Annotated in this window: 21 protein-coding genes; all 21 read left to right on the top strand. The window is 36.3% G+C overall.

Going from position 1 to position 26759, the window contains the following annotated elements:
• Window position 1 precedes the first annotated feature (1 nt).
• Window positions 2–319 carry a PTS fructose transporter subunit IIB gene (locus BCR21_RS14770; protein ID WP_069647227.1) on the top strand — a complete coding sequence of 106 codons (318 nt, stop codon included), beginning with the start codon at window positions 2–4 and terminating at the stop codon, window positions 317–319.
• 25 nt (window positions 320–344) lie between these two features.
• Complete coding sequence (locus BCR21_RS14765) at window positions 345–1388, top strand: PTS fructose transporter subunit IIC (RefSeq protein ID WP_069647226.1); 1044 nt, start codon at window positions 345–347, stop codon at window positions 1386–1388.
• Between the two features lie 6 nt (window positions 1389–1394).
• Complete coding sequence (locus tag BCR21_RS14760; protein WP_069647225.1) at window positions 1395–4004, top strand: glycoside hydrolase family 38 N-terminal domain-containing protein; 2610 nt, start codon at window positions 1395–1397, stop codon at window positions 4002–4004.
• 1472 nt (window positions 4005–5476) lie between these two features.
• A complete protein-coding gene (locus tag BCR21_RS14755; RefSeq protein ID WP_069647224.1) occupies window positions 5477–5722 on the top strand; it encodes a hypothetical protein in 246 nt (81 codons plus the stop codon).
• 16 nt (window positions 5723–5738) lie between these two features.
• On the top strand, window positions 5739–6002 hold the full coding sequence (locus BCR21_RS14750; RefSeq protein WP_069647223.1) for a hypothetical protein: 264 nt from the start codon (window positions 5739–5741) through the stop codon (window positions 6000–6002).
• A gap of 249 nt (window positions 6003–6251) precedes the next feature.
• The gene (locus tag BCR21_RS17055; protein WP_069647222.1) at window positions 6252–6608 is read left to right on the top strand and encodes an LPXTG cell wall anchor domain-containing protein; all 357 of its coding nucleotides are present in this window, start codon (window positions 6252–6254) and stop codon (window positions 6606–6608) included.
• The gene (locus BCR21_RS14740; protein WP_084013337.1) at window positions 6609–7418 is read left to right on the top strand and encodes a WxL domain-containing protein; all 810 of its coding nucleotides are present in this window, start codon (window positions 6609–6611) and stop codon (window positions 7416–7418) included.
• A gap of 150 nt (window positions 7419–7568) precedes the next feature.
• Complete coding sequence (locus BCR21_RS14735; RefSeq protein ID WP_069647221.1) at window positions 7569–10421, top strand: hypothetical protein; 2853 nt, start codon at window positions 7569–7571, stop codon at window positions 10419–10421.
• 283 nt (window positions 10422–10704) lie between these two features.
• Entirely contained in the window at window positions 10705–11484 is a 780-nt protein-coding gene (locus BCR21_RS14730; RefSeq protein ID WP_069647220.1) for a WxL domain-containing protein, read from the top strand.
• Between the two features lie 94 nt (window positions 11485–11578).
• Window positions 11579–12652, top strand: coding sequence for a WxLIP family cell surface protein (locus BCR21_RS14725; RefSeq protein ID WP_069647219.1), 1074 nt, complete (start codon window positions 11579–11581; stop codon window positions 12650–12652).
• Window positions 12653–12668: 16 nt separating this feature from the next.
• Window positions 12669–13334, top strand: coding sequence for a hypothetical protein (locus tag BCR21_RS14720; RefSeq protein ID WP_069647218.1), 666 nt, complete (start codon window positions 12669–12671; stop codon window positions 13332–13334).
• Between the two features lie 22 nt (window positions 13335–13356).
• Window positions 13357–14067 carry a signal peptidase I gene (gene lepB / locus BCR21_RS14715; RefSeq protein WP_084013336.1) on the top strand — a complete coding sequence of 237 codons (711 nt, stop codon included), beginning with the start codon at window positions 13357–13359 and terminating at the stop codon, window positions 14065–14067.
• Window positions 14068–14090: 23 nt separating this feature from the next.
• The gene (gene lepB, locus BCR21_RS14710) at window positions 14091–14735 is read left to right on the top strand and encodes a signal peptidase I (protein ID WP_069647217.1); all 645 of its coding nucleotides are present in this window, start codon (window positions 14091–14093) and stop codon (window positions 14733–14735) included.
• An 18-nt stretch (window positions 14736–14753) separates the two neighbouring features.
• On the top strand, window positions 14754–17369 hold the full coding sequence (locus tag BCR21_RS14705; RefSeq protein WP_069647216.1) for a YfhO family protein: 2616 nt from the start codon (window positions 14754–14756) through the stop codon (window positions 17367–17369).
• A complete protein-coding gene (locus BCR21_RS14700; protein ID WP_069647215.1) occupies window positions 17366–18340 on the top strand; it encodes a DUF5067 domain-containing protein in 975 nt (324 codons plus the stop codon). The genes BCR21_RS14705 and BCR21_RS14700 overlap by 4 nt, the downstream gene beginning before the upstream one ends.
• A complete protein-coding gene (locus BCR21_RS14695) occupies window positions 18337–19074 on the top strand; it encodes a hypothetical protein (protein WP_069647214.1) in 738 nt (245 codons plus the stop codon). The genes BCR21_RS14700 and BCR21_RS14695 overlap by 4 nt, the downstream gene beginning before the upstream one ends.
• Window positions 19075–19335: 261 nt before the next feature.
• A complete protein-coding gene (locus BCR21_RS14690; RefSeq protein WP_167351795.1) occupies window positions 19336–19848 on the top strand; it encodes an HdeD family acid-resistance protein in 513 nt (170 codons plus the stop codon).
• Between the two features lie 92 nt (window positions 19849–19940).
• A complete protein-coding gene (locus tag BCR21_RS14685) occupies window positions 19941–21383 on the top strand; it encodes an amino acid permease (protein ID WP_069647212.1) in 1443 nt (480 codons plus the stop codon).
• The gene (locus BCR21_RS14680; protein ID WP_069647211.1) at window positions 21380–23800 is read left to right on the top strand and encodes a YhgE/Pip domain-containing protein; all 2421 of its coding nucleotides are present in this window, start codon (window positions 21380–21382) and stop codon (window positions 23798–23800) included. The genes BCR21_RS14685 and BCR21_RS14680 overlap by 4 nt, the downstream gene beginning before the upstream one ends.
• Window positions 23801–24287: 487 nt before the next feature.
• Window positions 24288–25277: a choloylglycine hydrolase family protein gene (locus BCR21_RS14675; protein ID WP_069647210.1), complete on the top strand. Its 990-nt coding sequence runs from the start codon at window positions 24288–24290 to the stop codon at window positions 25275–25277.
• 94 nt (window positions 25278–25371) lie between these two features.
• A complete protein-coding gene (gad, locus tag BCR21_RS14670) occupies window positions 25372–26754 on the top strand; it encodes a glutamate decarboxylase (RefSeq protein ID WP_069647209.1) in 1383 nt (460 codons plus the stop codon).
• Window positions 26755–26759 lie beyond the last annotated feature (5 nt).

The raw sequence follows: 26759 nt of genomic DNA, 5'->3' as shown, positions 1-26759 counted from the left end.
CATGACAAAATTTGTAGCAGTAACAGCATGTATTGCAGGAATCGCACATACGTATATGGCAAAGGCGAATTTAGAGAAATTCGCTAAGAAAAATGATATTGCGATTAAAGTAGAAACACAAGGGGCAATGGGGTTAGAAAATAGACTAAGTGCTCAGGAAATTGCTGAAGCGGATGTAGTTATTTTTGCAGTAGATACAAATGTTGCTGAAAGAGATCGTTTTGAAGGAAAGAAAATCCTTGAAGTGAGTACATCAGAAGTTGTGAAAGATGGTGCTTCAACGATTCAAGAAGCTGTTGAACTTAGTCAAGGATCGTAAAAAGCTAAAGTAGGAGGAAAAAAACATGACTATCAAAAAGTTAGGAAGAGAAATGTTAAACCATTTTCAAAGCGGCGTATCTTACATGATCCCATTGGTAACAGCAGCCGGATTATTAACGTCAATCGCTGTTGTTTGTGGTGGAACCGAGGTATGGGATCAGACGGATACATTATGGGGAGTCATTCGGATGATTGGTCAAACTGGTCTTCAGTTTATTGTACCGATGATTGCAGGTTATATTGCCTATTCTATTGCGGATCGACCAGGATTAGCGCCTGCGTTTATCTGTGGGATGATTGCAAATCAAATGGGGACAGGCTTTATTGGCGGTATGTTTGCCGGATTAACAGTTGGCTATTTGGTTAATGCATTAAAAAAAATCCCCGTTCCAACACAAATTATCAGTTTAAAATCATTGATCATCATTCCTTTTGTTGCAACTTTAGTTGTGGGACTCGTACTTTGGTATGTAATAGGTACACCGATTACTGCGGCAACAGAAGCATTGACAGCTTGGTTAAACGGGATGTCAGGAACCAATGCGGCGTTATTAGGTGCTATTTTAGGCGGTATGATGGCATTTGATATGGGAGGACCAGTGAATAAAATTGCCTATGCTTTTGGAGTAGCATCTTTTACCTCTGGAGGTTATGCAGCAAGTACTGCGATGCTATTGGCAATTGCTATTCCACCGTTTGGCATGTTTTTGGCTACACTACTAAATAAAAAATTATACACAGAAAGTGAAAGAGACAATGGCAAAACAGCTATTATTATGGGCGCTGTTGGTATTACAGAAGGAACGATTCCTTTTGCGGTAGCTGATCCGTTACGTGTTATTCCAAGTATTGTTGTCGGAACAGCAATTGGTTGTGCAATAAATGGTGCATTTGGGGTGACACAAGAAACTATGCTGGCGACTTTTATGGCGATACCATTTACCAGCAATCCAATTCTTTATTGTGCCGCGATTTTAATTGGTGGACTTGTTACGGCAATCATGGTCAACGCTTTAAAAATGCTTAAGTATAAGAAACAAGCTAAAACAGAAGAAAGTGTAGGATAAACAACGATGGTTAAATCATATATTATTCAACATACACACTGGGATCGGGAATGGTATTTTACGACTGAAGATGCAAAAGTATTAAGCGATCAAGTTTTTACAGAAGTGTTGGATGAACTAGAGACTAATCCAAAAGTTAATTTCTGTTTAGATGGACAATCATCGATTGTGGATGAATACGTTGAATTGAATCCGGACAAACTTCCGTTGATTCAAAAGTTAATGGCTGAAAAGCGGCTATTTGTGGGGCCTTGGTTTACTCAAACAGATGCCTTGCTAGTTGATGCAGAAGCGATTTTGAGAAATCTAATTATTGGGATTAATGATACCTTAAATAAATATGGAGAGCCCATGATGGTCGGTTATTTACCAGATACATTTGGTTTTAATGCTCAATTACCTACACTATTGAATCAAGTTGGTATTGATAGTTTTATGTGCTGGCGTGGGCTTAACTTTGAAAAGTTAGTACCATCTCCTTATTTTATTTGGCAAGGATTAGGTGATCGTTTTGTTTATGCGATGAACTTTCCTTTTGGCTATATGACAGGTCTAATGACTTTGGATGCCCAAGCAGATATTCCAACATTTGTAAAAAGTAAATTAGATCCAGCTATTCATTTTCTTAAAGATCATGGGGCGAATGAAGATATCTTGATTCCATCGGGGATTGATCAAAAAAATATTGTTCGGTCATTTGATCGAGTGATTGAACAAATCAATAAAGTAAGTGAATACGAAAATATGCTTAGTGATTATCCAACATATGTAAATGTGTTAAAGGGGAAAAAGGGGCTGCCTGAATATAAAGGAGAACTAAGAGAGCCAGTTTATTCAAGAGTTCATCGATCAATTGGGTCTGTTCGAAGTCAAATGAAGGTGGAAAATTTTAAGTTAGAGCAAATAATTTTAAGACGAATTGAACCATTGATGATTATCGCTAAAAAAAATAAGATTACCATCAGCCAAGGGTTGCTACAAAGACTATGGAAAAAAGTGCTTGAGAATCAGGCCCATGACAGTATTGGTGGTTGCGTATCTGATAATGTTGCAGAAGATATTTTTCATCGAATCAAAGAAGCCAAAGAGATAGCAGCCGGTTTGGAAAATTTGATTGCTAAACGAATTGCAGACTCACTTGGGTTGACACCGAACCAAGTCTTGGTATTTAATACGGACCCAACACCCTATATTGGTGAAAAAAAGGTTCATATTGTATCTAGAACAAAAAATATTTATTTTAAAGAAAGTGAACAGGCTGTTGTTGTGAAGGAAGTCTTTTATCCAGAGCGCAAAAATATAATGAAATTGGTAGCAACGGGCTATGACTATTTTGATGAACCGTCATACTATGAATTGGATATACGAGTGAATGTTGACCTACCGGCTTTTGGCTATAAAATCATAGAATTTTCTGAATCCAATCAGCCATTAGAACAAGTAAGCAAGCATAAGCAAACTCAAATTAGCAACAGTTGCTATACTCTTTCGTTTGAAAGTCAGGAATTACTCTTGGAAACAAGTGAAGGGATAAAAATAGCAGATTTTTTAACCTTTGTCGATGAAGCTAATGATGGGGATACCTATGACTATTCGCCTTTAGTTGGAGAAAGGGAACAACAATTATCATTTACAGATGCTTATGTTCTGAGTGATTCAATGAAGCAAACCTTGATTTTAAATGGAGAATTGGAGCTGCCTTATGATCTACAGGAACGAGCAGCCAAACAAGCAACTGGTAAACTAACATACCAAGTGCAATTACAATTATCTAAAGGGGATAGTCCGTTGATTGAAGGGAAATTTATCTTAGATAATCAAGCACTTTCTCATCGATTAAGAATGAAGATTCAAGTAGAGGATCCAAAAGAAATGTCCATTGCACAAATACAAAATGGTTTTTCTTGCAATCATCCAGATGATATACCAGCTAATTGGGAAGAAAGCTATGTAGAAAAACCTGTGAATCTAGAAATATTTGATAAAAGTGTTACTGTTGAAAATAATTTTGGACATGTCACTGTTTTTGCAGATGGGGTGAAGGAGTATGAGCGAATCAACGATAAATTACTCATTACTTTGATGGCAACGACAGGTGAGCTAGGCAAACCCAATTTAGCTTGGCGGCCAGGGAGAGCATCAGGTGATACAACAAATGAGGGGCACATCATGATGCCAACACCACTGGCACAAGAGCTTGGAGAAAACGAATGGACATTTGCATTTAAGATATCTACGGGTACTTTTGATGAAATGAAGACGGCTAAGTATGCATATGAACGATTGACACCGTCCATTTCTTATCAAAAACAGGCGTTAAATGTATTTATTAATCGTTTGGACAATAAGATTTGGCCTTTAGAAGAGAAGTTTGACTTAGAAAAAGAGTTTTCTATGTTAGGCTTACCAAGAGAGCTACTAGTCTCTGCTATTTATCCATCTTATCGTAAAAAGGATGCTTTTGTTGTCAGGTTGGCTAATCCGACAAAGAAAAGTGTTACGATTGATAAAAAAATCTTGACCGATGTGAAAATCGTCAATGCATTAGAAGAAGAAATTGTTTATACAGAAGAAATCCAACCATATGACTATATTACGCTTCAAATGACTCTTTAATAAATGGAGCGACTGGACAAAGGAGAATTAGGTTTCTAATTTAAACGATCCGCAAAAAAAAAGACTGAAAATCGGGAAAAAGATTTTCAGTCTTTTTTTTTTTGTAATTTTGATATAAAGCCAAAGCACAATCTTGTTTTTCTTTAATCGAAGGTCGAAATAACGATAGAACCGTTGAATCTATTTAGCTTCAAGGACGGTTTGATTTCAAAAGAAAGTCCAACTATGTATAAGAAATAGCTTTCTTGCAAATGAAATATATCGAAAAGTATGTGATTTGTTTTAAAATTTGGGATATATAAATTAATAATAGGATTAACATGAACGTTGAAAGATAAATAGGAACGAATCATACCCTGATACTGGTTTTATTACTCTTGTCATATATTAAGAGAAATTAAAGAAGCGTTTATAAGGAGACTTTTAGTGCTCTTATATCTTAGCTAAACACAATATTTTTTTTCAAATTTTTGTTAAAATAAACGATTGTTTGATCAAATGAAATTTTTATTGATAAAAAAATGAGAATTTTTTAGAGTAAAGTGATTTATTTCAGTGAAAAACTAATCATACTCTTATTTAAAAACATTTTCTAAGAAAGATAATTTACCTGAAAAAATTTTTATGACGTATTTATTTATTGAATAATATAGAATATATATTTTTGAAATGCCGGTTTGACAATGTTTTTTTGTGATTTAGAACAATGAGCGAAGTTATACATCAAATGAAATAGTATCTAGATAAGTGAATTTTCTCAATAAAAACAAAAAAACTTTTTATTTTTGAAAAATTACGACTTTCTTTGGATATTTAAAAACGGAAAACACTTTTTTTATATAGATTTTATTTAATTTTTATACTATCCTTAGAAAACAGCAAGAGCGCTATTGAATAAATAAGCTGATAGATACTAGTTGTTCTCTTATTTCTTAGATGACACTTTTCTTATAAAAGTTTAATTAAAGATTGAAAGAAAATGATAAAAAAGAAATAGTTGTATTTTTTGATTTAATGAATGTTGAATAAAAAAAACAATTATTTGATTACTGTACATATAGAAAAAGACGTTAATCATTTGTTCACAGTTTATCTATTTAAAGAGCTTTGCTGAAAGAATAGTTTTCTGTTTCTACTATATAAATAGTAAAAATAGACCTTATCAAAATAGATAAGGTGATCAAGTTGTATCAATTAGACTGATATCGCTTGTCAAACAATCAAAAGTCCCCATGCCTATTCTTGACTTTAGTGTTGATTTAAGACACGAGTCAAAGGAGGTGATGTTAAAAGTAGTACTGAGAGTACCTATAGTGGAAATATAAAATAAGGAGGATAAAATGTAGAGGCAGAAAATAAGGAGGCTGTGGAGTGATGCGGGATTAATTTTTATATTAACTCTTGCATTAGGCGTAACATTAAGTCGCACAGCGCCGATCCAAGCTTAACCGGGGACAGCTGATGCTCTAGAAATGGGAAGTAAAACAATTTCTATAAAAACTGTTGGTACTTACAAAGCAACACTTGAAGCTGATTTAGGCATAGGAAAAGCAACAGCAGAAAAAGCGTTAGTAGTTTTTGGTGCTGATCTGTTAGCTTTTGTAACAATCGTACGAAACGGAACATTAGCACTAAGTAGAACACTAACGAATCTATTCACTAAAATTTCAAACAGTTACGAATACAATTACTATCAATGCAACAGAATCAAAATCTAATTTAAGTGCTTGGAATATGAATACAGGAGAAGTACTTCTAACTTCGGATACAAGCACAAGTACAGTCAATAATTCTGAAGGATCATATACTTCAGCGATTACTGTAGATTTCAATGGAACAAAAACATCAACCAATCGAGCAGTTACTGTATTTGGTGCCGATTTAAGAGCTCCTTTTTATTTAACCATTGAAAAAAATAAAAAATTTGCACTGGGAACTAATTATGCAACGGTCTTTTCAAAATATCAAACAACGTATCTACTGTCGCAACGAGTGTAGCCTATCAATGGGTAATCGATGAGTAAGTTTGTTTCTGATAAAGTTGGTTTTCAATATAGGTATATCAAAATGACCGACAAAAACATTACGGCTATTTCAAGGGTTTTGGAAATACCAATGAATATTTTTGCAAATAATCGAACAGTAGATTTAGGGTGTATGACAGGATTAAATTATCAATCATTTATTCCTAATTACGATTGTTCCTATTTCTTATGCAAATGTGAAATAGGTGAATGGAGGAAAATGATGAAAAAAAGAGTTAGTTTAATAAAAATCGCGCTTTCTTCTATCTTAGCACTCGCTTTTCTAGGGCTATACGCAGGAAATGTCATTGCTGAAGAAAATCCAGAAGTTTCTGTCAAAGGTGAAATTACACTGTTTGAAGAAGCGCCTATAGATAGCAGTGAACCACCAATTACCAAACCTTCAGATACTACACCAGATGAGACGGTAAAGCCAAAAGGCAAACTTCCTTCAACTGGTGAGTTGGTCAAATATGGTTCTATGATAAGCGGTGGTTTATTACTGATCGTAGTCACACTCTTTTACTTCATAAAAAGAAGCAAAGAGCGGACTGAAGCAAAAGAAGGGAGCGATGAATAAGTGAAAACAATTCATTGGATTTCTTCACTGTGTCTGCTTGCTACTGGAATGCTAGGTATTTCTATCCCGGCTGAAGCACAAGAATCAATACAAGCAAACGGAGAGATGGGGATTACTTTTGACGGACTGGTCGATCCAAACTTTGGCATTCGAGATCCAGAAGCACCAGAAAATGAATTGACGACAGATGAGATGTACGGCAAAACGAACGGTCCTTTACGAATTGATTTCGTTTCGAATCTTAACTTTAATAGTAACAAAATCGTAAAAGGAGATATGGATTTCTCTGCAGATGCTTTACTATTCAAAGACGTCATTGCGCCTAGAGGTTATTTTATTCAAGTTTCAGACTATAGAGAAGACCGAACAGGTTGGGGCTTACAAGTTCGACAAGAAACACAATTTACCAATCAAAGTAAAGCAAACAGTGAGCTAAAAGGTGCTGTCCTTTCATTTGACAAATCGTGGACCAACACACCAAATGGCGGCAGCAAACATCCAGTTGTTTCAAAAGAAGTCATACGCTTAAACAATATAGGTGAAACCTATACACTGGCGAAAGCGGACAAAGGAACTGGCGGTGGCACATGGAGCATTAGTTTTGGCGCATCACAAGATAATCAAAAAGATATCACGCCAACATTCAGCCCACGATTAGATGGAAATGCGAAACCAATTATTGATCCTGCTAACGGTAACCAAGCGGTTTATATGAATGATGCAGTTCGCTTATCCATACCAGGAGGAACGGAGAAAGAACCAGGCACCTATTCAACCGTGTTGACTTGGATTATTTCAGAATTACCCTAAAAACACGAATTAATAAAGAGGAAACACAAATGAAATTCACACACACAATTTATGCAGTGAAGCAGCCTGATTTTTCTAAAAGACAGATCAAAAAACAAGTGTCTTCTTTTGAGAGGACAGATTACTTTTATAGTGGAAGGAGGTATAGTCGTGACAAAGAAAATGAAAAATTTTATAGGGATAGTCCTGTTTGTTGCTTTTAGTTGCTTTTTTGTATTCACGAAAGCTGAAGTCGTTGAAGCATACTCTTGGAGTAAAACGCTTGGCAACTCTCCTAAAGTCGTTAAAATGGATCCTGAAAATCCAAACATAGGTGATATAGACCCGAACGCAATTAATATAGGGCTAGTTGGGGTAGATAACACGATATCTATCTACAATACAAATGGGGTATTAACTAAAACTATACCTATGTACCCAGCCTCAATGGCTTATCATAATAATTTCATGCCGAATGAAACGGCTAGGGTGTCAAAAGCTGGGATTTACAAAGGTCGATATGTAGATCTAATGTTTAAAAATACTGGAGTGTATAGCGGCGATATAAACATAAGTCCAAACGGTACAGTAACCTTTTATCGTACCAATACCTATGAAGCATATGCAAAATACTTGACGATGAAGATAGTTGATCATGAAACGAGTGAAGAATTCAAGGATAACACTTTTTATATGCCAACATATCTCACAAGTATTGGCTATTCGCTTGGGCAGTACGTTAAAGGCTATGATAAAAGTTTGACTAAGGCTTACTATATCCCATCGGCAGATGCGTTTTTAAAGAGCAGTGCATACCTTGATACTACATCTAATGCAGCGTTTGATTTCATGTCAGCTCAAGGAAACAGTAAAACTGGTGAAGGCTATTTTACAATTTATGGACAAACTAGCGCAGCTGGTTATTCATTTGGAAGTATTACCAGTGGTGGCTCTGCAACGGCACTTCCTTTTTTCTCACCAGGGCTGAAATCTCCTTTACCAGTGGACTATCTTCCATTAGCGATTCCAAAGACGGCAAGTCCATCTGCGGATCAAAAGAAAATGGAACTGACGATGAAACAAGAGTTAAGCAAACAAACTATAGATAAGTATGTTCCCGATAATGATAGTTTTAAATTAACTATTACCGAAGAAAATACCACTTTTCTAGATATCCAAAAAAATGATTTCTCACTCTTTATGAATAATCAAGAGGTTGTAAATGATGGCACAGCCTATACATTAGATGTAGGTAAGTCAGGAGATAAGACAACAATCACGGTTAATTTAAAAACGAGTTATCTTAAAGAGCAAAATGGAATTGCACAAGCGAAAGCAATAGAAATCAGACAAAGTTCAGCAATAAAACAGAATGAATCTGACATGAAAGCGGCTATGAATGAACAAAAATTTACAGTACCAATAGCTGCGAAACTTTCATATGATCTGAAGTTTGATGAGGCTAGCACGCTTAAGAAAGAGATAGATACGCCAAATCAAGATGTTACGTTGGCGTTGACACCACCATTGACTGCAGATGTTACTACAGGCTATATGGTTACCTCAGGAACAAAAGTAAGTGATATTCCGATAGATAACTTAGTTAAAAATTTTAGAAATACGATGTACGATTGGGATCAAGTCACAGCTTCATACGCTAGTCCAACAACGATCTTGAGTGGTACTGGAAATCAAATTATTGTGGTCAATCTGATTAGTGACACATTTGGAAACACAGTACCAGTGAATGTGACAGTCAGAGTTCAGAATAACTATATTTTGAGCTACAATCTCAATGGTGGACAAGGGACGCTACCTGCACAAACAGCATTTACTTCATCAACTAGTGTGATAGTAGCTAGTGGAGCAACCTTATCTAAAGAAGGTGCAACGTTTATGGGGTGGAGCTTAGTAGCAGAGCCAAAAGATCAAGATAAAATTTACAAGCCAGGAGACAGCTATGGAAACATAGCCGCTGAAAAAAAGAGTGCAACACTCTATGCGGTTTGGAAATTAGATGCTGTCTTGTATACCTCTTGGGATGATAAAACTCCAACTAAAGAGTTAAGTAAAACCATTTATAGGAATACGACTGAAACTGTGCTTCCGTTTTATTGGAAAACCACAGATAAAGTAAAGTATAAAGTCGTTGTGAAATCAGGTAGCGAAATTATCCTAACTAAAATGATTGAAAATCAAGAAGATGGTCAAGAGTTAACAGAAGCAGAACTAGCTATTTTATTAGAAAAAGTACCAGATAATGGCAGCAATGCTGTAACTGTAGACTTTTATGAGCTAGACAGTGACGATGACGTGATTAATCCGTCGAAACCAAGTGATACGTTGAATCTGACGCTTATCATAGAGGTACCACCAACAGCGGAATATACGGTGAACTTTGTTGATGAAAAAGGCAACGCATTACATGAGCCCTATGTTGGATCAGGATTAACCGGTTCAAAGGTGAAACTTAGTGATTTACAAGAAATCGAAACGATTGTTGAAGGATTGAAAGCTGATAATTATGACTTAATTGAAAGTCCCGCAGATGAATTTCTAATCAAGCCGACTGGAAATAATATGAACTATAAATTTACTGGTCTACTAACACTAGTTTCAGCACCAAGCTCTTTAGATTTTGATATCAAAAAAGTAGCCATTAAAGCTGAGAAATTCACGAATCCAGAAATTAAGGGGAATCCATTAGTCGTTTCTGATACAAGAGCCGACAAGGTGAAATGGAATCTTAAAGCAAAAGTAGATCAGCCGTTAACTAGTTTAGACAACAGCAGTGTGATTATTCCTGATTCGATCAAGTACAGTAATCAAGAAGAAGAAATCGCATTAACAGATGAAGATGTCGTGATCTTTAGTCACACAAATACAGAATCTGGGCAATATAATGTTACCCAAGAACGTTGGTCTAAAGGGGAGGGGTTCTTATTGGACTTAGAACCTGGAGCAATTAAAGTACTTGGCAAATATCAAGCAAAAATGACGATTACGTTGGAAAATGCCAAGTAATCAGAAAAAAACAGGGGTCAATTCAGCCTATGGAGCTGGGGTACTTAGCATGTGATTTTCAATGTAGCACAAAATGCAAAGGAAATATCATCATGCCTAAACTTATGAATGCTCTGGTGAGTTGACCCGCCCGACGAGATTGCTGTTTCATATTGGAGAAGCAGTTCGTCAATCCTTATCTGGAGGGATTTAAAACAACCAGAAACATATTCAACGGTGCTAACTTGGATTAACTCCAAGCTAACATAAATAAAAAAAACACACATCATAGGAGGAAACACAAATGAAATTAACACACAAATTAACTGGAGCAGTATTATTGGCAACTTTAGGCGTAGCGGTAGCAGTACCAGGGATTACAAAGGCAGAAGACGCGTCTCACTCTAAAAAAGGTGACATGGATATCCAATTCACTCGTAATACAGATGACGATACAAATACAACTCGTCCAGTTTTCACTGACTCAGATGGTGAATCAGATACAAGCGTTATCTCAGGAACTATTACTCGTCCTTTAGAATCAGTTATCTTCGGTGTTCAAGATGTAACGCCACTATCTTTTGGCGGACATGCAGTAGTCAATGACGGAAGCGATCGTACATTCTTTGCTAAAAACTATGTTGAAGAAGATGGTGTAGCAGCAAACCACGTGATGATTAAAGATACACGTAGTACATTAGATCACACGTACAAAGTAGAAGCGAAAATCACAAAACCAATGACTGCAACAATTGCGGGTGAAGGTGATTATGAACTTTCAGGTGCGACATTAACATACACAAATATTGGTATTAAATCAAACCAAGCAGCAAACTTAGCTTTGAGCGCAGATTCAATCGCAAGTCCTTCTATTGACGTAACAGAAGAGGGTGTAACCTTCATTGACAACCAAGAAGCAACTAAAGGAATCGGGCAATCAATGATCTACTTTGGTACATTAACAGATGCAGACACTGAAAAGAAATCAGATAAATCAGTGAAATTAACTGTTGGAAGTGACAAAGAAATCGTTGAAGGTAACTATAAAGGCGAAATTACTTGGACGATGTCTAACACTCTATAATTAAAATTTTTAATACCTATCAGTATTAATCGCGAGTACCGATCCAGGTGGATCGGTACCGCACTTAAAAAAAATGACTTGAAAGGAATCGACGATGAAACAATATTTTAAACAAGCACTATTTTTATTACTATACATAAGCTGTCTGTTATTAATAATCCCACAAACTACATATGCACAAGACGGAGACGGGGAAATTGGCTACAGCTATAAAATCATAAAGCCAGAAAATCAAATTGGTAATGCTGGTTATTTTGATCTACGAATGACACCAGAGCAAAAACAAACCGTCGAAATCGAGCTATATAACATGACAGATGGTGAATTAAGTGTTGATTTATCTGTTCATAGCGCGAAAACAAATAGTAACGGTGTAATTGAATATGGTCCTACTAAAATTGAACAGGATCCATCATTGAAATATGACATAGGAGATATTGTAAAAGTCCCTGAAACCGTTACTCTTGCACCGAAAGAAACCAAAAAAGTCCCTGTTGACATTTCTATGCCAAAAGAGAGCTTTGATGGTCAATTGTCTGGTGGAATCTATCTGCAAAAATCTGAAACAGAGGCAGAGAAAAAAGCAAGTGAATCAGCTAATGGTGTAGTAAACAAATATGCCTTCATAATAGGGATGTTACTAAGCGAAACAGATACAAAAATCCAACCAGAACTAGCATTAAACAAAGTGTATGCAGGTTCTTCAAACTATCGTAATGCCTTTTTGATCAACTTCTCCAATCTGGAACCGACTTATGTAGAAGGTATGACTGTAGATGCAAGAATTTTCAAAAAAGGATCAGATGAAATTTTATACGATTCAAAAAAAGAAAATTATCGAATGGCACCAAATACTCAGATGACCTTCCCTGTTAATTTAAATGGTGAACAATTCGCTCCAGGTGATTATGATAGCCATATCGTCGTTACTGCTGGGGATAAAAAATGGGAATGGAAAGAAAGCTTCTCCATTACACAAAAAGATGCAGATAAATACAATGCTCAAGATGTTTCACTTATCCAAGACCGAGGAATAAACTGGGTCATGATTGCGATGATCGCTGGCGGCGTTTTAGTTCTCTTATTGGTTATTTTCATTATAGTTCGTACCATATCAAAGAAGAAAAATAAAAAGAAAAAAGCAACTAAGAGAAAAAAAACTAACTAAAGAAAGGAGGTAGAATATGACTATATTAGATTGGCTGTTTATCGGTTGCTGTTCTGCCTTCCTTGTAGCTTTTGCTATTGGGTTGTTTTCATTTGCTCTTTCTTTTGTAACAACTAAGAAATTTAATGAGCTAAAGAGGAAACGACCTAAAAATAAACAAAAGAGAAAACGGTGGCAGCGTAAAAGGCAGCAACTGAAAAAGAAGAAAACAGCACAAATAAAACGAGGAATTATTTTTATCGTTTTAAGTATCCTCTTTCTTAGTGGTGGTCTGTATGCCCGTTATTATCAATTAACAAACTTATCTAAAACAGATGGGAATATCATTGTTCAAAGCTATTTTGTCACAGAAGAAGTCAACAAAACCTTAACGAGTCTTCAAAATGGTTCTGATGTGGGCGAATCAAAACAGAAATTGATGGAACTGACCTCACTATTGGCATCTTATGGTAGTGCTACCCCTTCAAATGGACTTTCAAAAGAAGGTCAACAACTATTGAAACGATATTATGTTCAACTGCGTGAATATGGATCCAATACATATTCGCTATCAGAAGAGCAATTGAACAATCAAGAAACAGTTTTAACCTATATCAACGATTTGAAACGAGTGGAGCAAACACAAAAAAAAGTTTTTAAAGAATTTAGCGTCAATGAAGCCGCATTAAAGCAAAAAAAATAAAGTGAATCAAAGGGGATTTATGATGAGTGCCAAAAAGAGAACGACTTCTCACTCACGCCCTAAAAACAGGTTGGATGAACACATTGGGAAACCTGCAAAAAAAAGCAACGCCCGAAAAAGTGATCCGACTTACATAAAAAAGAAGAGACAACGATCAAAACAGGCTAATAAAAAGAAACAACGAAAAAAGCAGACCTGGCAGACATCAATTAAACGGATCGTAATTGAATTTGGTCTGAGTTTGATTCTGTTAGGAACTGTGTTGTATCTGTTATCCTTCTTTACATTTACTTTCGCGAAGGTAGAAGGCTATTCAATGGTTCCTACATTGAATAATGATGAATGGGTTTTTGTCAGTAAATTAGCTAAGCCGAAGCGATTTAAGTTAGTTTTACATAGAGATCCAAACAGTAAAGAAACGTCAGTGAGAAGAGTGATTGGTTTACCAGGAGAAACGATCAGCTATAAAGATGACCAGCTATACGTTAATGATCGGGATGTATTTGAGCGCTTTTTAGAAGATGAAACGAAGCGAGCCCAAAGCAGTGGAGGTGTATATACCGAAGATTGGTCAACTAAAGCAGAACAGGTTCCTAAAGGAAAGTATCTGGTTTTAGGTGACAATCGGCCCTATGCCTCAGATAGTCGGGAATATGGTTATGTGGATGAACAAGACCTTGTTGGCATTGTGGAAATGAGAGTTTTACCTCTACATCAAGTGCAACAATTTTAGCAGAGTAGTATTCCAAAGAAAGGATGGTTCCTATAAAAAATAAGAATCAAAAGAAAATAAATAAGCGCATTATGAACGGCGAAATAAAAAAAAGAAACCCAGAGTACAAAAGAAAAATGCTGACTTATTTAAAAAATACATGCTTCTTGCTGCTTTTATTTTTAGGTGTTCTTTTCTTAGTGAAGGTAAAAGCTCATCAAGTTAGCGGTGAATCCATGATGCCGACATTAGAGAACGGAGATCGCCTATTTATTTTAAGAAATGAAGATCCACAGCGTTATTCTCTGATTACTTTCGAACCGAAGGAAAAGCAAGAGGAATCTTACATAAAAAGAGTGATCGGAATGCCAGGTGACCGTATTTGGCTGGATCAAAATACTGTTTATTTAAATAGTCAAATGGCTGAAACAAATCCCACACCGCCAAATGAAGAGCATCTTTCTGGTGTTGACTTGCCCGACGGAACAGTAAAAGTCCGCGTAGACTGGGCGGTTGCTGCAAAATTAGAGGGCTTATCCACAATTCCAAAGGATCACTATTTTGTTTTAGGAGATAACCGAAGACATTCAACAGATAGTCGAGCATTGGGATTAATCGATAAGGATCAGATTGAAGGCGTCGTAAAATTTAGATATTTTCCATTTAACCGAATTGGCATGATTGATTAAAGAAAAGCGAGGATAAACATGAAACAACAAGATAAAAAAACATTTTTCAAAAAAAATAGCGTAGCAATCGTTCTTAGCTTTCTTTTACCGGTTGCAATTATGGCGATCAGTTATTATCGACTAGGAATCTATCCGACGAGTGAACGTACGATTTTAGCCAGTGATGCATTTGGTCAGCTCGTCAATTTTTATTCAGGATTTAATAATATGCTTCATGGCGATCAGTCGTTCTTTTATACTTGGACTGGTTCTTTGGGACTGAATTTTGTTTCGTTAATGAGTTATTATACGAATAGTTTATTCAGTTTCCTCGTATTTTTCTTTGATAATTTATATATGCCGGATGCGATGTACCTCATACTATTAACTAAAATTGGTGCAATGGGTGTAACTTTTTGGGTATTTGCTCGTCAAACATTTAGAATACCGCAGTGGGCGAACGTTGCTTTGAGCGTGTCATATGCCTTAATGAGCTTTACGATGGCGTATTCCATTATGCTCATGTGGATGGATGCGATGGTGTATCTCCCATTAATCTTATTAGGAATTCATCGTATTATGGATAGACAACGACCGGTTCTATTATTTAGTACGTACTTTTTATTATTTATCACAAATTACTATATGGCTTTTATGGTCGGTTTGTTTAGTTTTCTCTATTTTTTCATTCGTGTGTTGACACAATGGACGATCTATAAGCGTTCGATCCTACCTTACTTGATTACATCAGTATTGGCAGGACTGGCTTCTATGGTGATCATCTTGCCGTCGGTACTTGATTTAAGAACGAACGGAGAAAAACTTGACTCGATCAATAGCTTTATGACAAATGATGTTGGACCTTGGGATTTTGTCGTGAAAAGCATGAGTGGTGTGTACGATACCTCGAAGTTTGGGAGTAGTCCCTTCATATATGTTGGCCTATTTCCGCTACTGTTTTTCATCTTTTACTTTGTGACGAAAAAAATCCCATTAAAAAACAAATTATTATTCGGTGGTTTACTGTTACTCATGGTTGCCAGTGTCTACATCCAGCCATTGAATCTATTTTGGCAGGGAATGCATTCACCGAACATGTTTTTATTCCGTTATAGTTTCCTATATTCAGCTTTAGTTTTGATATTAGCTGGTTTTGGCTTGGAGAAATTCGAGAAAAAAGATCTTAATATCCTCGGGAATATTATGTTGTCATTGGTCACTATTTTTATCAGCGTTGCCATTATTTCCAACAAAAAAAGATATGGCTACATTACGCAGGAATCCTTGATTGTCACGGTAGTTTTATTAGTGGTCTATGTGCTGTTATTGATCCTTAAAAGCAAAGTGACAAAATATAAATGGTTGATGCCGGTTTTACTGTTGACTGTACTATGTGCGGAAATGTTCTTTAATACCCAACAGATATTGCTAGGAATCGATAAAGAATGGGGCTATACAAGCAAGGAACGCTATACACAAGGACATAAAGATATTGAGCCATTAGTGAAAAAAGCTCAATCAATGAATGATACCTTCTATCGACTTGAAAACTTAGATCCAATCAGCCGAACAGATAGTTTTAATTACAATTATTCTGGTGTAACAATGTTTTCATCCATACGTAATCGTAATTCTTCTCAATATCTGGATCGTTTAGGCTACCGTTCAGAAGGAACCAATCTAACGATTCAGTATGAAAATAATACAATTTTAATGGATGATTTATTGGGCGTAAAATATAATTTAGCCAAAAATGATCCTCAAAAATATGGTTTTAAAGAAATTGAGACACATGGCGAGTACAGTCTTTATGAAAACGAACATGCCTTGCCATTAGGAATATTAACAGATAAAGGCATTTATGAAACGAAAAACAATAACAATCAAACAGCGTTGATTCAATATTTGTCAGAAATAAAGGAACCACTTTTCCAATTTACTGGTTTAACAGAAGTTTCCCGAACCAACATGTATGTGCAGGAATCTGGCGATTTCACCCTCTTTTCTGAAGAAAGTAACACAGGAGAAGAAAAAAGTATTACCTGGGAAGTCAATGTACCAGCACAGACGCAAGCGTATTTATCTTTAGATACTAGATCATCGAGAGGAATCGATAATGGCTCGGTAGAAGTAAGTGTCGATGGACATAAAAAAACCAGCGGACTCTCTTCAACAGGTACGTATTTTAATCTAGGTCATTATGATCAAGCAACGAAAGTCAAAGTTACAGCTAAATTTATTGGCAGCTCCGTTGTACAAGTTGTTCGTCCGTCTGTATTAGTTCTAAAAACGGATATACTAGACCAAGCAATAACTGATATCAGAGAAAAAGAGGTCGCTTTTCAGGTTAAAGGCAATCATGTGAAAGCCGAAGTTTCGACAGAAGAAGAACAGGTTATTTTTACGACAATTCCTTATGATTCAGGCTGGAAAGCATCTGTTGATGGAAAACCAGCAGAAATTAAAGCGGTTCAAGATGCCTTGATTACAGTTAAGGTACCTAAAGGAAAGCATACAGTTGAACTCACTTATTACCCAGAAGGAATGAAACTTGGCGGATTATTATTTATCAGTAGTCTACTGTTATTTATCGTTTATGTTTATTGGTACCAGAAAAAAAATAAAAAAATAAACCAAAAGGAGTTAATCCATTGAAAATAAACGGAACAATTATTTTGTCTTTAGTAGCCGTATTGCTTTTTTTTACCGGATGTTCAAAAGAGCTGGAAGATACCGAGCAAAAATTTAGTGCTAGGGGAACTTCCTATGAAATGCAACTACCAGTTGGCTGGAAAGCAGATAAAGAAGTTAGAAGTGATTATGGACTTCAAACAACTTTTAGTGCAGAAGATACAAAAAGTAATTCCTATCTATTCATTACAACGACACCAGCAACAGAAGTAGCGCAAGAAGGATTTGGAGAAAAGACAAGAGAAAAATTAAAAGAGCGTTATAATTATAAAAACCTTGAGGGGATTTATATGAAAAAAATAAAGGTAGGAGAGTATCCAGCTTATAAATATACCTTGAACACTGTCTATAAAGAAAAAAGTGTCTGGGCACATTTCTACTATATTTGGACAGAGAACAGTTTTGTTCAGATGACCTTTTACTCGGCAGACGATAATTCCTATGAGAAGCGTTCAGAGAGAATCGATGCCGCGGTAGCGACTCTTAAAGAAGTCAGTTTTGATGAGAAAGAAGCTGAAAAATCGGAAGAATCACAAGAAAAAGCAGAAGGTGATATCATTACGATTGAAAATGACGAGTTAAAAATGGAAACGACAGGTGTAAGACAAGTGAGAGGAACAGACCAACAGAAACTACTAGCCATTCGCTATAATTTTACGAACCTAGGTGCAGATCCTGTTCAGCCTTCTATTTGGCAAGAGCTTGTTACAGCTTCGCAAAATGGGCGAGCGCTGCCAGTAGCAAAACTGCCAGAAGATTCAGCTTTTCTGGATGTAAAAGATCTTGCGGACGCTCAGACTAAAATGGTTTCTCAAGGAGAAACAGTTGAATGTGTTGTTCTTTATGATCTTTCTGATCAAAGCACGATTGAATTGAGTTTCTCACAAGAAGCTTTTCCAGGTCGCCAAGCAGCACGGGTGGTGATTCCTAAATGAGTAAAAGAAAATCAATGATGGGAATTCTCACGTTAATGCTCCTATTTGTTTTTTCTGGATGTAGCAAAGCAGGCAGATACGATGATTTTACCAAGGAAGAACAGGCGCTGAGCTTTCAGACCAAACGCAAGCAAACCTTTGGTAATTCTGATTATTCAAAGATAGCAACGGAAAAAGAGGCTTTTCAGCTTGTCGAAGAAAAATATAAGCTAGGTATTCCAGCTTATTATGAAGAAACGAAAGAACTTATTGCCAATGAAATACCCTCAGATACAGTAAAACCAGGGGAAACGTTATATGCCGTTTTCGCTAGAAATAAAGAGCTGAACTTTCAAACCAGATATACTTTTTATAAGGAAGAGGAGTTACAGGTTGTTTCAGAAGTAAGCTTGAATTATGAGTATTCAGAAGAAAACAACCTAGCATATTTACGTTCACAGACTGTTTCGATTAAAATTGCGCCAGTCAATGGTGGACTGCCTAATGATAATCTTAATAGACTTGTCGAAAAAATAGGCACAAATATGAATATTTCTAATGAAAAAATCATGTCTGGCTTAGCTGGCTATGAGAAACAAGTAAAAGAATCAACTAGTCCAATTACAGAAGAGTTCTTACCAATCATAACAAGTCAGAAGCGTGCGAATAAAAATGAGGCATTCAACAAACTAATAGCTGTTGGCTATGACACGAATGGAACCGTAAGAGAGCTCTACGCAGAAATATCGGAATAAGTTGAGCAACTTATTCCAGCATTTATTCAAAAAAAGGTGGGACAAAAGCATATTCCCGAAGGCAGTGTTTCTGGTTTCACCATCTATTCACTCTTAGGCTATGAGACAAAAGTAATTTTTACTTTTGTCTCATAGCCTTTTTTATATTCTTTCGTTTCATGCGACACGATGTGAAAATATCAACGTCCGTTTATCTTTTATACTATGTATATCAAGTTGATACATATCAACCAAAATTAAAATTACGGAGGAATGAACGTTATGACAACAGAAAGAAAATTCAAGGGCAAGTATTTTATCATCGGACTATTATTTACATGGGCTGCTATTATCGCATTTCAAAATCCAGCAGATGATATAGCTGCACTGGTAATGTTCGCATCAGTTTTAGCAATAGTAAAAGGATCACTTGGTTTTTTTGACCGAAATAAAGATACGGACATAAAAAATAAACCAGCCCATATGCTTATCAGTATCATCGATCTTCTTATCGGAATTTTCTTTTTATTCCATTTAGCATTAGGAATGATTGTTTCACCGTTTATCTTCGCAATTTGGTTTATCTGTGATTCGGTGGGACACCTAATAAATCAAGATGTAGCAAAAAAAATTAGCGAAAGTTATTACAGATTTTCACTTGTTATCAACATTTTAGGAGTCATTATTGGTGTTATGCTATTTTTCAACCCATTGGTATCGGCTTTAACGCTAGCTTTTCTAATCGGTTTTTATCTTTTGTTAACAGGGATCAATTATCTAATAGCTGCATTTTAGAATAGAAGCAAGCGAATTGAAACAAAAGTTTAAACGAAGAAAATCATGAAATCAAAACACAATGAAAATTAAAAAATGAAGGGAAGAAAATCATGTCAGAAACTAAAAAGAAATTATCATTATTCAGCTTTTTCGCAATGACCGCTTCACTATTTATTACAGTTTACGAATATCCAACCTTTGCTATGTCGGGAATGACCCTTATCTTTTTCTTGCTTGTCTGTGGTCTATTCTGGTTTTTACCAGTCGCTTTATGTTCCGCTGAAATGGCAACGATCAAAGGCTATCAGGAAGGAGGCATCTTCGGTTGGGTTGGGAAAACACTTGGAGAGAAATATGGGTTTGCTGCTATTTTCTTCCAGTGGTTTCAAATTACCGTCGGCTTTGTCACAATGATTTACTTTATTATCGGTTCCTTGTCCTACGCAGTCGGAATTCCAGCGTTGAACAATAATCCAATGTTGAAATTTGCCAGCGTTGTACTAATATTTTGGATCGCTACGCTCCTACAATTTAAAGGAACAGAAACAACTGCCAAAGTCGCAAAAGCAGGTTTTGTCTTAGGAATTATTGTACCGGTCGGTTTAATGCTGATTTTGACAATCAAATATATTGTCATTGGCGGACATCCAGTCGCCCCTTCCTTTACAGATAAAGGCTTTATACCAAAAGGAAAAGATTTTGCGGCCCTTGCGTCATTTATGTTGGCTTACATGGGTGTTGAAGCTTCAGCTCCTCATATCAATGAATTAGAGAACCCTAAGAAAAATTACCCTTTAATTATGTTTATTTTAGTCATTGTCGGTATTATTCTAAGTACCATCGGTGGAAGCGCGGTTTCAATGGTGATTCCAGCAGATAAACTATCTTTAAACTCAGGCGTTGTTCAAACGTTTCAAACATTAATCTTAGCTGAAAATGGTCAGCTGACGTGGGTGGTAAAACTGGTTGCAGTATTGGTGGCCTTTGGTGTGTTAGCTCAAGTTTGTTCATGGATTGTTGGACCGACTGAAGGGTTAAGAACAGTGGCGGAAAAAGGACTCATTCCAGCTCGTTTCAAAAAAGTGAACAACTCTAAAGTACCAGTTCCGTTATTGATACTTCAGGGGATTGTGGTAACAATTTGGGCCGCAGTATTGACCCTTGGTGGCGGCGGTAGTAATGTCTCATTTTTAACGGCGATTTCATTAACGGTCATTATCTACTTAAGTGCGTATGCTTTATTCTTCGTGGCATACTTCGTTTTAATCTTTAAACGTTCAAACCAAAAATTAGAAAGAACGTACAATGTGCCAGGCGGAAAAATTGGAAAAGCATTGATTGGTGGTTCAGGATTGCTATTATCACTTCTAGCTATTGGTTCATCCATGATTGCCCCAAGCGAATTAAAAGGAGCAGAAATTCATACCTATCTGATTACATTAGGAATCAGCTACCTTGTTACACTGGCTATTCCATTTGTATTTTACCACTTTTATAGTCGTCATCAATCAAACAAAACTATCATTGAAAATGAAAAGGAGAAACTATCATGAAAATGGTCAAACAAGAGTTCGTTAATATATTAAAGAATAAAGTATTACTGATTTCAGTTATAGCAATCACGTTTATTCCAATTCTTTATGCAGGTTTCTTCTCAAAATCTGTTTGGGATCCTTATGGTCGCGCCAAAGATTTGCCAGTTGCAGTAGTAAACGAAGATAAACCTGTTGAAATGATGGGACAAGATATTAATGTAGGTGAACAAGTTGTTGATCAATTAAAGAAAAATCATGATTTAAAGTGGGAATTTGTCTCGGCAGAAGAAGCTAAAAAAGGAATGGAAGATCTATACTATTATATGATTGTTACGATTCCTAAGGACTTTTCAAAAGATGCAACCACACTTCTCGATAAAGATCCCAAAAAAATGGAGCTAACATATACAACAAACGGGTCGCTAAATTACATAGGTGAGGAAATTTCTCAAATAGGTGCAACCACTTTAGAAGCTCAAGTTAGAGAAAGTGTAACAGAGTCTTATGTTGAAGCTTTAAATGAAGTTGGAAAAGAAGCGGCTAAGGGAATGGATCAAGCATCAGACGGTGCTAATCAGTTAGCCAGCGGTACTGTTCAATTAGAAAATGGCTTACTTCAATATACAGACGGTGTCTCACAAGCAGCAAGTGGTTCAAGTCAATTAGCAGACGGAACCAGTGAATTAGCAAGTAATATCGGACCATTAAGCTCAGGAGTTGGACAACTGGACTCGGGAGCGTCAGAACTTAGCACAGCATTAAATACTGTCAATGGTAAAGCACAGCCCTTAAACAGCAAAGTTACAGCCTTAAGTGCTGGTCTAAACGAGTTATCAAGAGGTAGTAAAGAGCTAGAGCAAGCATTGCAAAATGTCGAAAATAACTTAGATGCAACCTCAAAAGAAACGATTCAGCATAACCTAGATCAAGCTGAAGCAGACTTGGATAAGGTAATGACAGATTCAAAAATAATGGAAAATACAGCAATTGAATCTGGTCAAATATCAAATGATTTACAACAAGTCAGTACCCAATTAAACGAATTAAATGCGAAATTAGTCATTGATTCAAGCAGTCTTCAAAGCCAAATTACCGCAAGTGTTAACCAGCATGAAGGCATCGAAGCTGCAACAAAAAGTCAACTGATCGCTGATATTAACGGTCAAATCGCTGCTTTTGAAGCTGCTCAAAATGCTAAAATTCAATCTGAAACAGCAGCATTGTCAGCAAACATTCAACAAGCAACAGCTTCAGCAGAAAAATTAGCAATTCAAGCCAAAGCATTAAGTGAATTGGCTGCAGGGATTTCAGCAAATACGAACAATCTAAAAAATGGTTTAAATGAAATTGAAGTAGGAACAAATGGTTTACTGGCAGTAGTCGACTTACCGCCATTGTCAATTAAAGCTTCTACTATCGTAAGAGATTTAGATCAAGCATCTGCTGATTTAACCCTTGTAAGTATGGAATTACCAACAGCTTTAACAGATGTTAACCAATTAGCACAAGGTGGCAATCAACTATCTGACGGCTTAGGTCAACTATCTGCTCAAATGCCGACATTATCATCAGGTGTAACGCAATTAAACAGTGGTGCAGCACAGCTGAATAGTGGTTTGACTGAATTAACCGATAACTCACCGCAACTAATGAGTGGGGTAGATCAATTAGAAGATGGTTCAACACAATTAGCCACAGCTTTAGGTGAAGCGGCAGCAATGGCTGGAAAAGCAAATTTAGGTGAAAAGAACATCGAAATGTTTGCAGCTCCAACAGATTTAGAGCTAAAAGAATACAGTCATGTATCAAATTATGGTGAAGCATTATCTCCATATATTATGTCACTTGCCTTATTTGTTGGCTGTCTAGTTTTTAACTTCGTCTTCCCAATCCGTAAAGTTTCACTAGCGGGACAATCTGCGCGTAATTGGTGGCTAAGTAAAGTTGCTATTGGATTTACTGTTTCAACAGCGATGGCTGTGATAGAAGCCACATTAATGTTAGCAATAGGTTTACACGTTGACAATATTGGTCAATTTTATCTAATGAGCTTTATCAGTGCCTGGGCATATATGTTCTTAGTAATGTTCTTTGCGATGACCTTCGACAATCCAGGACGTTTTGTATCAATGATCCTATTAGTATTACAACTAGGCGGAGCAGGGGGAACTTTCCCTATGCCATTGACCAATGGATTTTTCAATGCGATTCATCCATATCTACCAATGTCATATTCTATTTATGGATTCCGAGAAGCTATTTCCGGCGGAATCGGTGCACCAATGTTTAATAAGAGTGTCTTGATTTTAAGTATCATCTTTGTGGTTTTCGTCATACTTCTAGGTTGCTCAATGAAATGGTTACAAAAGCATCAGTTAGCAGGGAAATCAGAATTAGATAATAATCAAAAATTGCTTGCAGTAGAGAATCAATAAAGAGAGAAAGAACGATTTAATTTTGCGGTTTTGTCGAGAGAACCGACAGAATCGCAAAATAAAATAACTGAAATATCATTATAATAAGAAGTGTAAAGAAGAGAAAAAAGGATGTGATATGAATCAGATTATAAAAGCGATAGAGGGAAACGTTTTTTAACAGGATTTAGCAAAGCATAGTTTGCGAAATTGTCGAAAGAACCGACAGTATCACAAAATAAAAAAGTAAAATAATCAGTATAATAGGGAGTATAAGGAAGAACAAGAAAACGAAAATAAAAAGGATGTGGGTGAAACGTTCAAAAAAGTGACAAAGGGAAACATCTTTTAATAAGAACTAATAAAAAAAATTAAAGAGATAATACACACAAAAGACAGTTTGCAAAATTGTCGAAAGAACCGACAAAATCGAAAAATAAAATAACTGAAATGTTTAGTAGAATAAGAAGTGTAAAGAAAATAAAAAAAGAAAAGGACGTGACACATTATGTGTACAAGTATTTTTACAAAAACGATGGACGGAAAATATCTTTTATCAAGAACAATGGATTTCTCATTCCCATTAGATCCTAGCCCGATCTATATGCCTAGAAATTACACATGGACTTCACAGGCTGAAAATGTAACAAATGAAAATCAATACGGTTTTGTAGGAGCTGGACGTTTACTAGGAAGTTCATATTTTGTAGCTGACGGTGTGAATGAAAAAGGTTTATCGATCGCAGAGCTATATCTACCTGGAGAAGTTCAGTATCAAAAAGAGGCTGAAGCAGGGAAAGTCAATTTAGCGCCTCACGAATTAATCTTATTGCTTTTAGGAAATTGTGCCACAATCGAAGAGGTTGCGCAAAAAATCGAAACAATTAATCTTGTAGATCTTAAAGTACCTATGTTAAATATCGTGACCCCTTTACACTGGATTATCACAGATGAAACAGGTCGTTGTGTCATCATCGAACCAACTGAAAAAGAATTGAGCATCAAAGAAAATCCAATCGGCGTAATGACAAATTCGCCTTGCTTTGAATGGCATGTACAGAATTTACGTAACTATTTAAATGTACGACCAAAACAATATGAGCCAGCTAAATTTGGCGAATTCACAGCACTACCGTTCTCACAAGGAACTGGAACAATGGGCTTACCAGGAGGCTATACACCGCCAGAACGCTTTGTTCGTGCAGCTTTCTTTAAAGAACATATTGACCAAGCACAAGATGAAGCCGCAGGTGTGACCAATAACTACCATATTTTAGCAACTGTGCGTATCCCTAAAGGAATTGTTGTAACAGATGAAGGGACGCAAGATTACTCTCAATATGTTGGTACAATGTGTAATCAAACACGATCATACTACTTTAATCACTACGAAAATAATCAAATTGCTAAAGTAACGATTACTAAAGAATTATTAGAATCTGATGTACCTATCGAACTTGCAGCAGATAGAAACGAAACATTTAAAGAGTTGAATTGATTTTAATCAGCTCGATTCGAAATAAGTAAGGCACACATAGTAAGAATCAAAAATAGCACATATAAAAAATAAAACCCAACGGAGGCAATAAATTATGATGAATCAAAGTGATCTAGCAACCCCAATTTTTGGAACAAAAGTATCAAGTGAAGATGTGATTATGACCAGTCTACATAAAAATCCAGTAGCGCCGGAAGTGGCCTATCGTTTGATTAAAGATCAACTAATCGATGAAGGAAACGCCCGCCAAAATTTAGCAACGTTTTGTCAAACTTATATGGATCCGGAAGTGACACAATTAATGGCTGAAACAATGGAGAAAAATGCGATTGACAAATCAGAATACCCTCAAACAGCAGAATTAGAAACCAGCTGTGTCAATGTCTTGGCAGATTTATGGAATGCACCAGATCTAAAGCGCATCATGGGGACATCTACTGTGGGTTCAAGCGAAGCGTGTATGCTAGGTGGTATGGCAATGAAATTCCGTTGGCGTAACCAAGCAATCAAACGTGGGTTGGATATTAATGCTCAAAAACCGAATTTGATTATTTCTTCTGGGTATCAAGTTTGTTGGGAAAAATTCTGTGTCTATTGGGATATCGAAATGCGTGAAGTACCGATGGATAATGGACAATTAAGCATGAATATCGATAAAGTAATGGATTATGTAGATGATTATACGATTGGTGTTGTAGGCATTTTAGGTATCACTTACACTGGGAAATTTGATGATATCAAAGCATTAGACGCTTTAGCAGAAGCATACAATCAAACGCATGAACATGAACTGGTAATTCATATAGATGGCGCTAGTGGTGCGATGTTTGTCCCATTTGTAGATCCGGAATTAGAATGGGATTTCCGTTTGAAAAATGTTGTTTCAATTAATACATCAGGTCATAAATACGGGTTAGTTTACCCAGGTGTGGGTTGGGTTTTATGGCGTGATAAAGAGTATTTACCAGAAGAACTAGTCTTTGATGTTAGCTATTTGGGTGGTCATATGCCAACAATGGCGATCAACTTTTCAAGAAGTGCCAGCCAAATTATTGGACAGTATTACAATTTCTACCGTTATGGATTTGATGGCTACAAAGAGATTCATACTCGTACTAAAGAAGCTGCCGTAAGTATTGCAAATGCAGTGGAAGCAACAGGTCTGTTTGATATTTATAATGATGGTGAGAATTTACCAATCGTTTGTTATACATTGAAGGAAAATGTGGATGTAGAATGGACACTATATGATTTAGCAGATCGTCTTCAAATGAAAGGCTGGCAAGTACCGGCTTATCCATTACCGAAAGATCTAGGCAATCAAGTGATTCAACGATTTGTTTGTCGCGCAGATTTGGGTCAAAACATGGCAGATGCTTTGATTAGAGATTTTGCTCAATGTGTTCAAGACTTAAACAACGCTCGCATTTTATATCATGACAAAACAGAAGCACATGTTCAAGGCTTTACGCATTAATACTA

This window comes from Enterococcus ureasiticus (assembly GCF_001730285.1).
In the GTDB taxonomy this organism is placed as follows: domain Bacteria; phylum Bacillota; class Bacilli; order Lactobacillales; family Enterococcaceae; genus Enterococcus_L; species Enterococcus_L ureasiticus.
Note: the sequence above shows the minus strand (reverse complement) of the source record. Positions and strands in the feature narration are given on the sequence as shown.

Bases quoted from the DNA above. Each gene is read 5' to 3' on its own strand.
- BCR21_RS14770 (WP_069647227.1), top strand. From the start codon at position 2: ATGACAAAATTTGTAGCAGTAACAGCATGTATTGCAGGAATCGCACAT.
- BCR21_RS14765 (WP_069647226.1), top strand. From the start codon at position 345: ATGACTATCAAAAAGTTAGGAAGAGAAATGTTAAACCATTTTCAAAGC.
- BCR21_RS14760 (WP_069647225.1), top strand. From the start codon at position 1,395: ATGGTTAAATCATATATTATTCAACATACACACTGGGATCGGGAATGG.
- BCR21_RS14755 (WP_069647224.1), top strand. From the start codon at position 5,477: ATGGGAAGTAAAACAATTTCTATAAAAACTGTTGGTACTTACAAAGCA.
- BCR21_RS14750 (WP_069647223.1), top strand. From the start codon at position 5,739: ATGAATACAGGAGAAGTACTTCTAACTTCGGATACAAGCACAAGTACA.
- BCR21_RS17055 (WP_069647222.1), top strand. From the start codon at position 6,252: ATGAAAAAAAGAGTTAGTTTAATAAAAATCGCGCTTTCTTCTATCTTA.
- BCR21_RS14730 (WP_069647220.1), top strand. From the start codon at position 10,705: ATGAAATTAACACACAAATTAACTGGAGCAGTATTATTGGCAACTTTA.
- BCR21_RS14725 (WP_069647219.1), top strand. From the start codon at position 11,579: ATGAAACAATATTTTAAACAAGCACTATTTTTATTACTATACATAAGC.
- BCR21_RS14720 (WP_069647218.1), top strand. From the start codon at position 12,669: ATGACTATATTAGATTGGCTGTTTATCGGTTGCTGTTCTGCCTTCCTT.
- lepB (WP_084013336.1), top strand. From the start codon at position 13,357: ATGAGTGCCAAAAAGAGAACGACTTCTCACTCACGCCCTAAAAACAGG.
- lepB (WP_069647217.1), top strand. From the start codon at position 14,091: ATGGTTCCTATAAAAAATAAGAATCAAAAGAAAATAAATAAGCGCATT.
- BCR21_RS14705 (WP_069647216.1), top strand. From the start codon at position 14,754: ATGAAACAACAAGATAAAAAAACATTTTTCAAAAAAAATAGCGTAGCA.
- BCR21_RS14695 (WP_069647214.1), top strand. From the start codon at position 18,337: ATGAGTAAAAGAAAATCAATGATGGGAATTCTCACGTTAATGCTCCTA.
- BCR21_RS14690 (WP_167351795.1), top strand. From the start codon at position 19,336: ATGACAACAGAAAGAAAATTCAAGGGCAAGTATTTTATCATCGGACTA.
- BCR21_RS14685 (WP_069647212.1), top strand. From the start codon at position 19,941: ATGTCAGAAACTAAAAAGAAATTATCATTATTCAGCTTTTTCGCAATG.
- BCR21_RS14680 (WP_069647211.1), top strand. From the start codon at position 21,380: ATGAAAATGGTCAAACAAGAGTTCGTTAATATATTAAAGAATAAAGTA.
- BCR21_RS14675 (WP_069647210.1), top strand. From the start codon at position 24,288: ATGTGTACAAGTATTTTTACAAAAACGATGGACGGAAAATATCTTTTA.
- gad (WP_069647209.1), top strand. From the start codon at position 25,372: ATGATGAATCAAAGTGATCTAGCAACCCCAATTTTTGGAACAAAAGTA.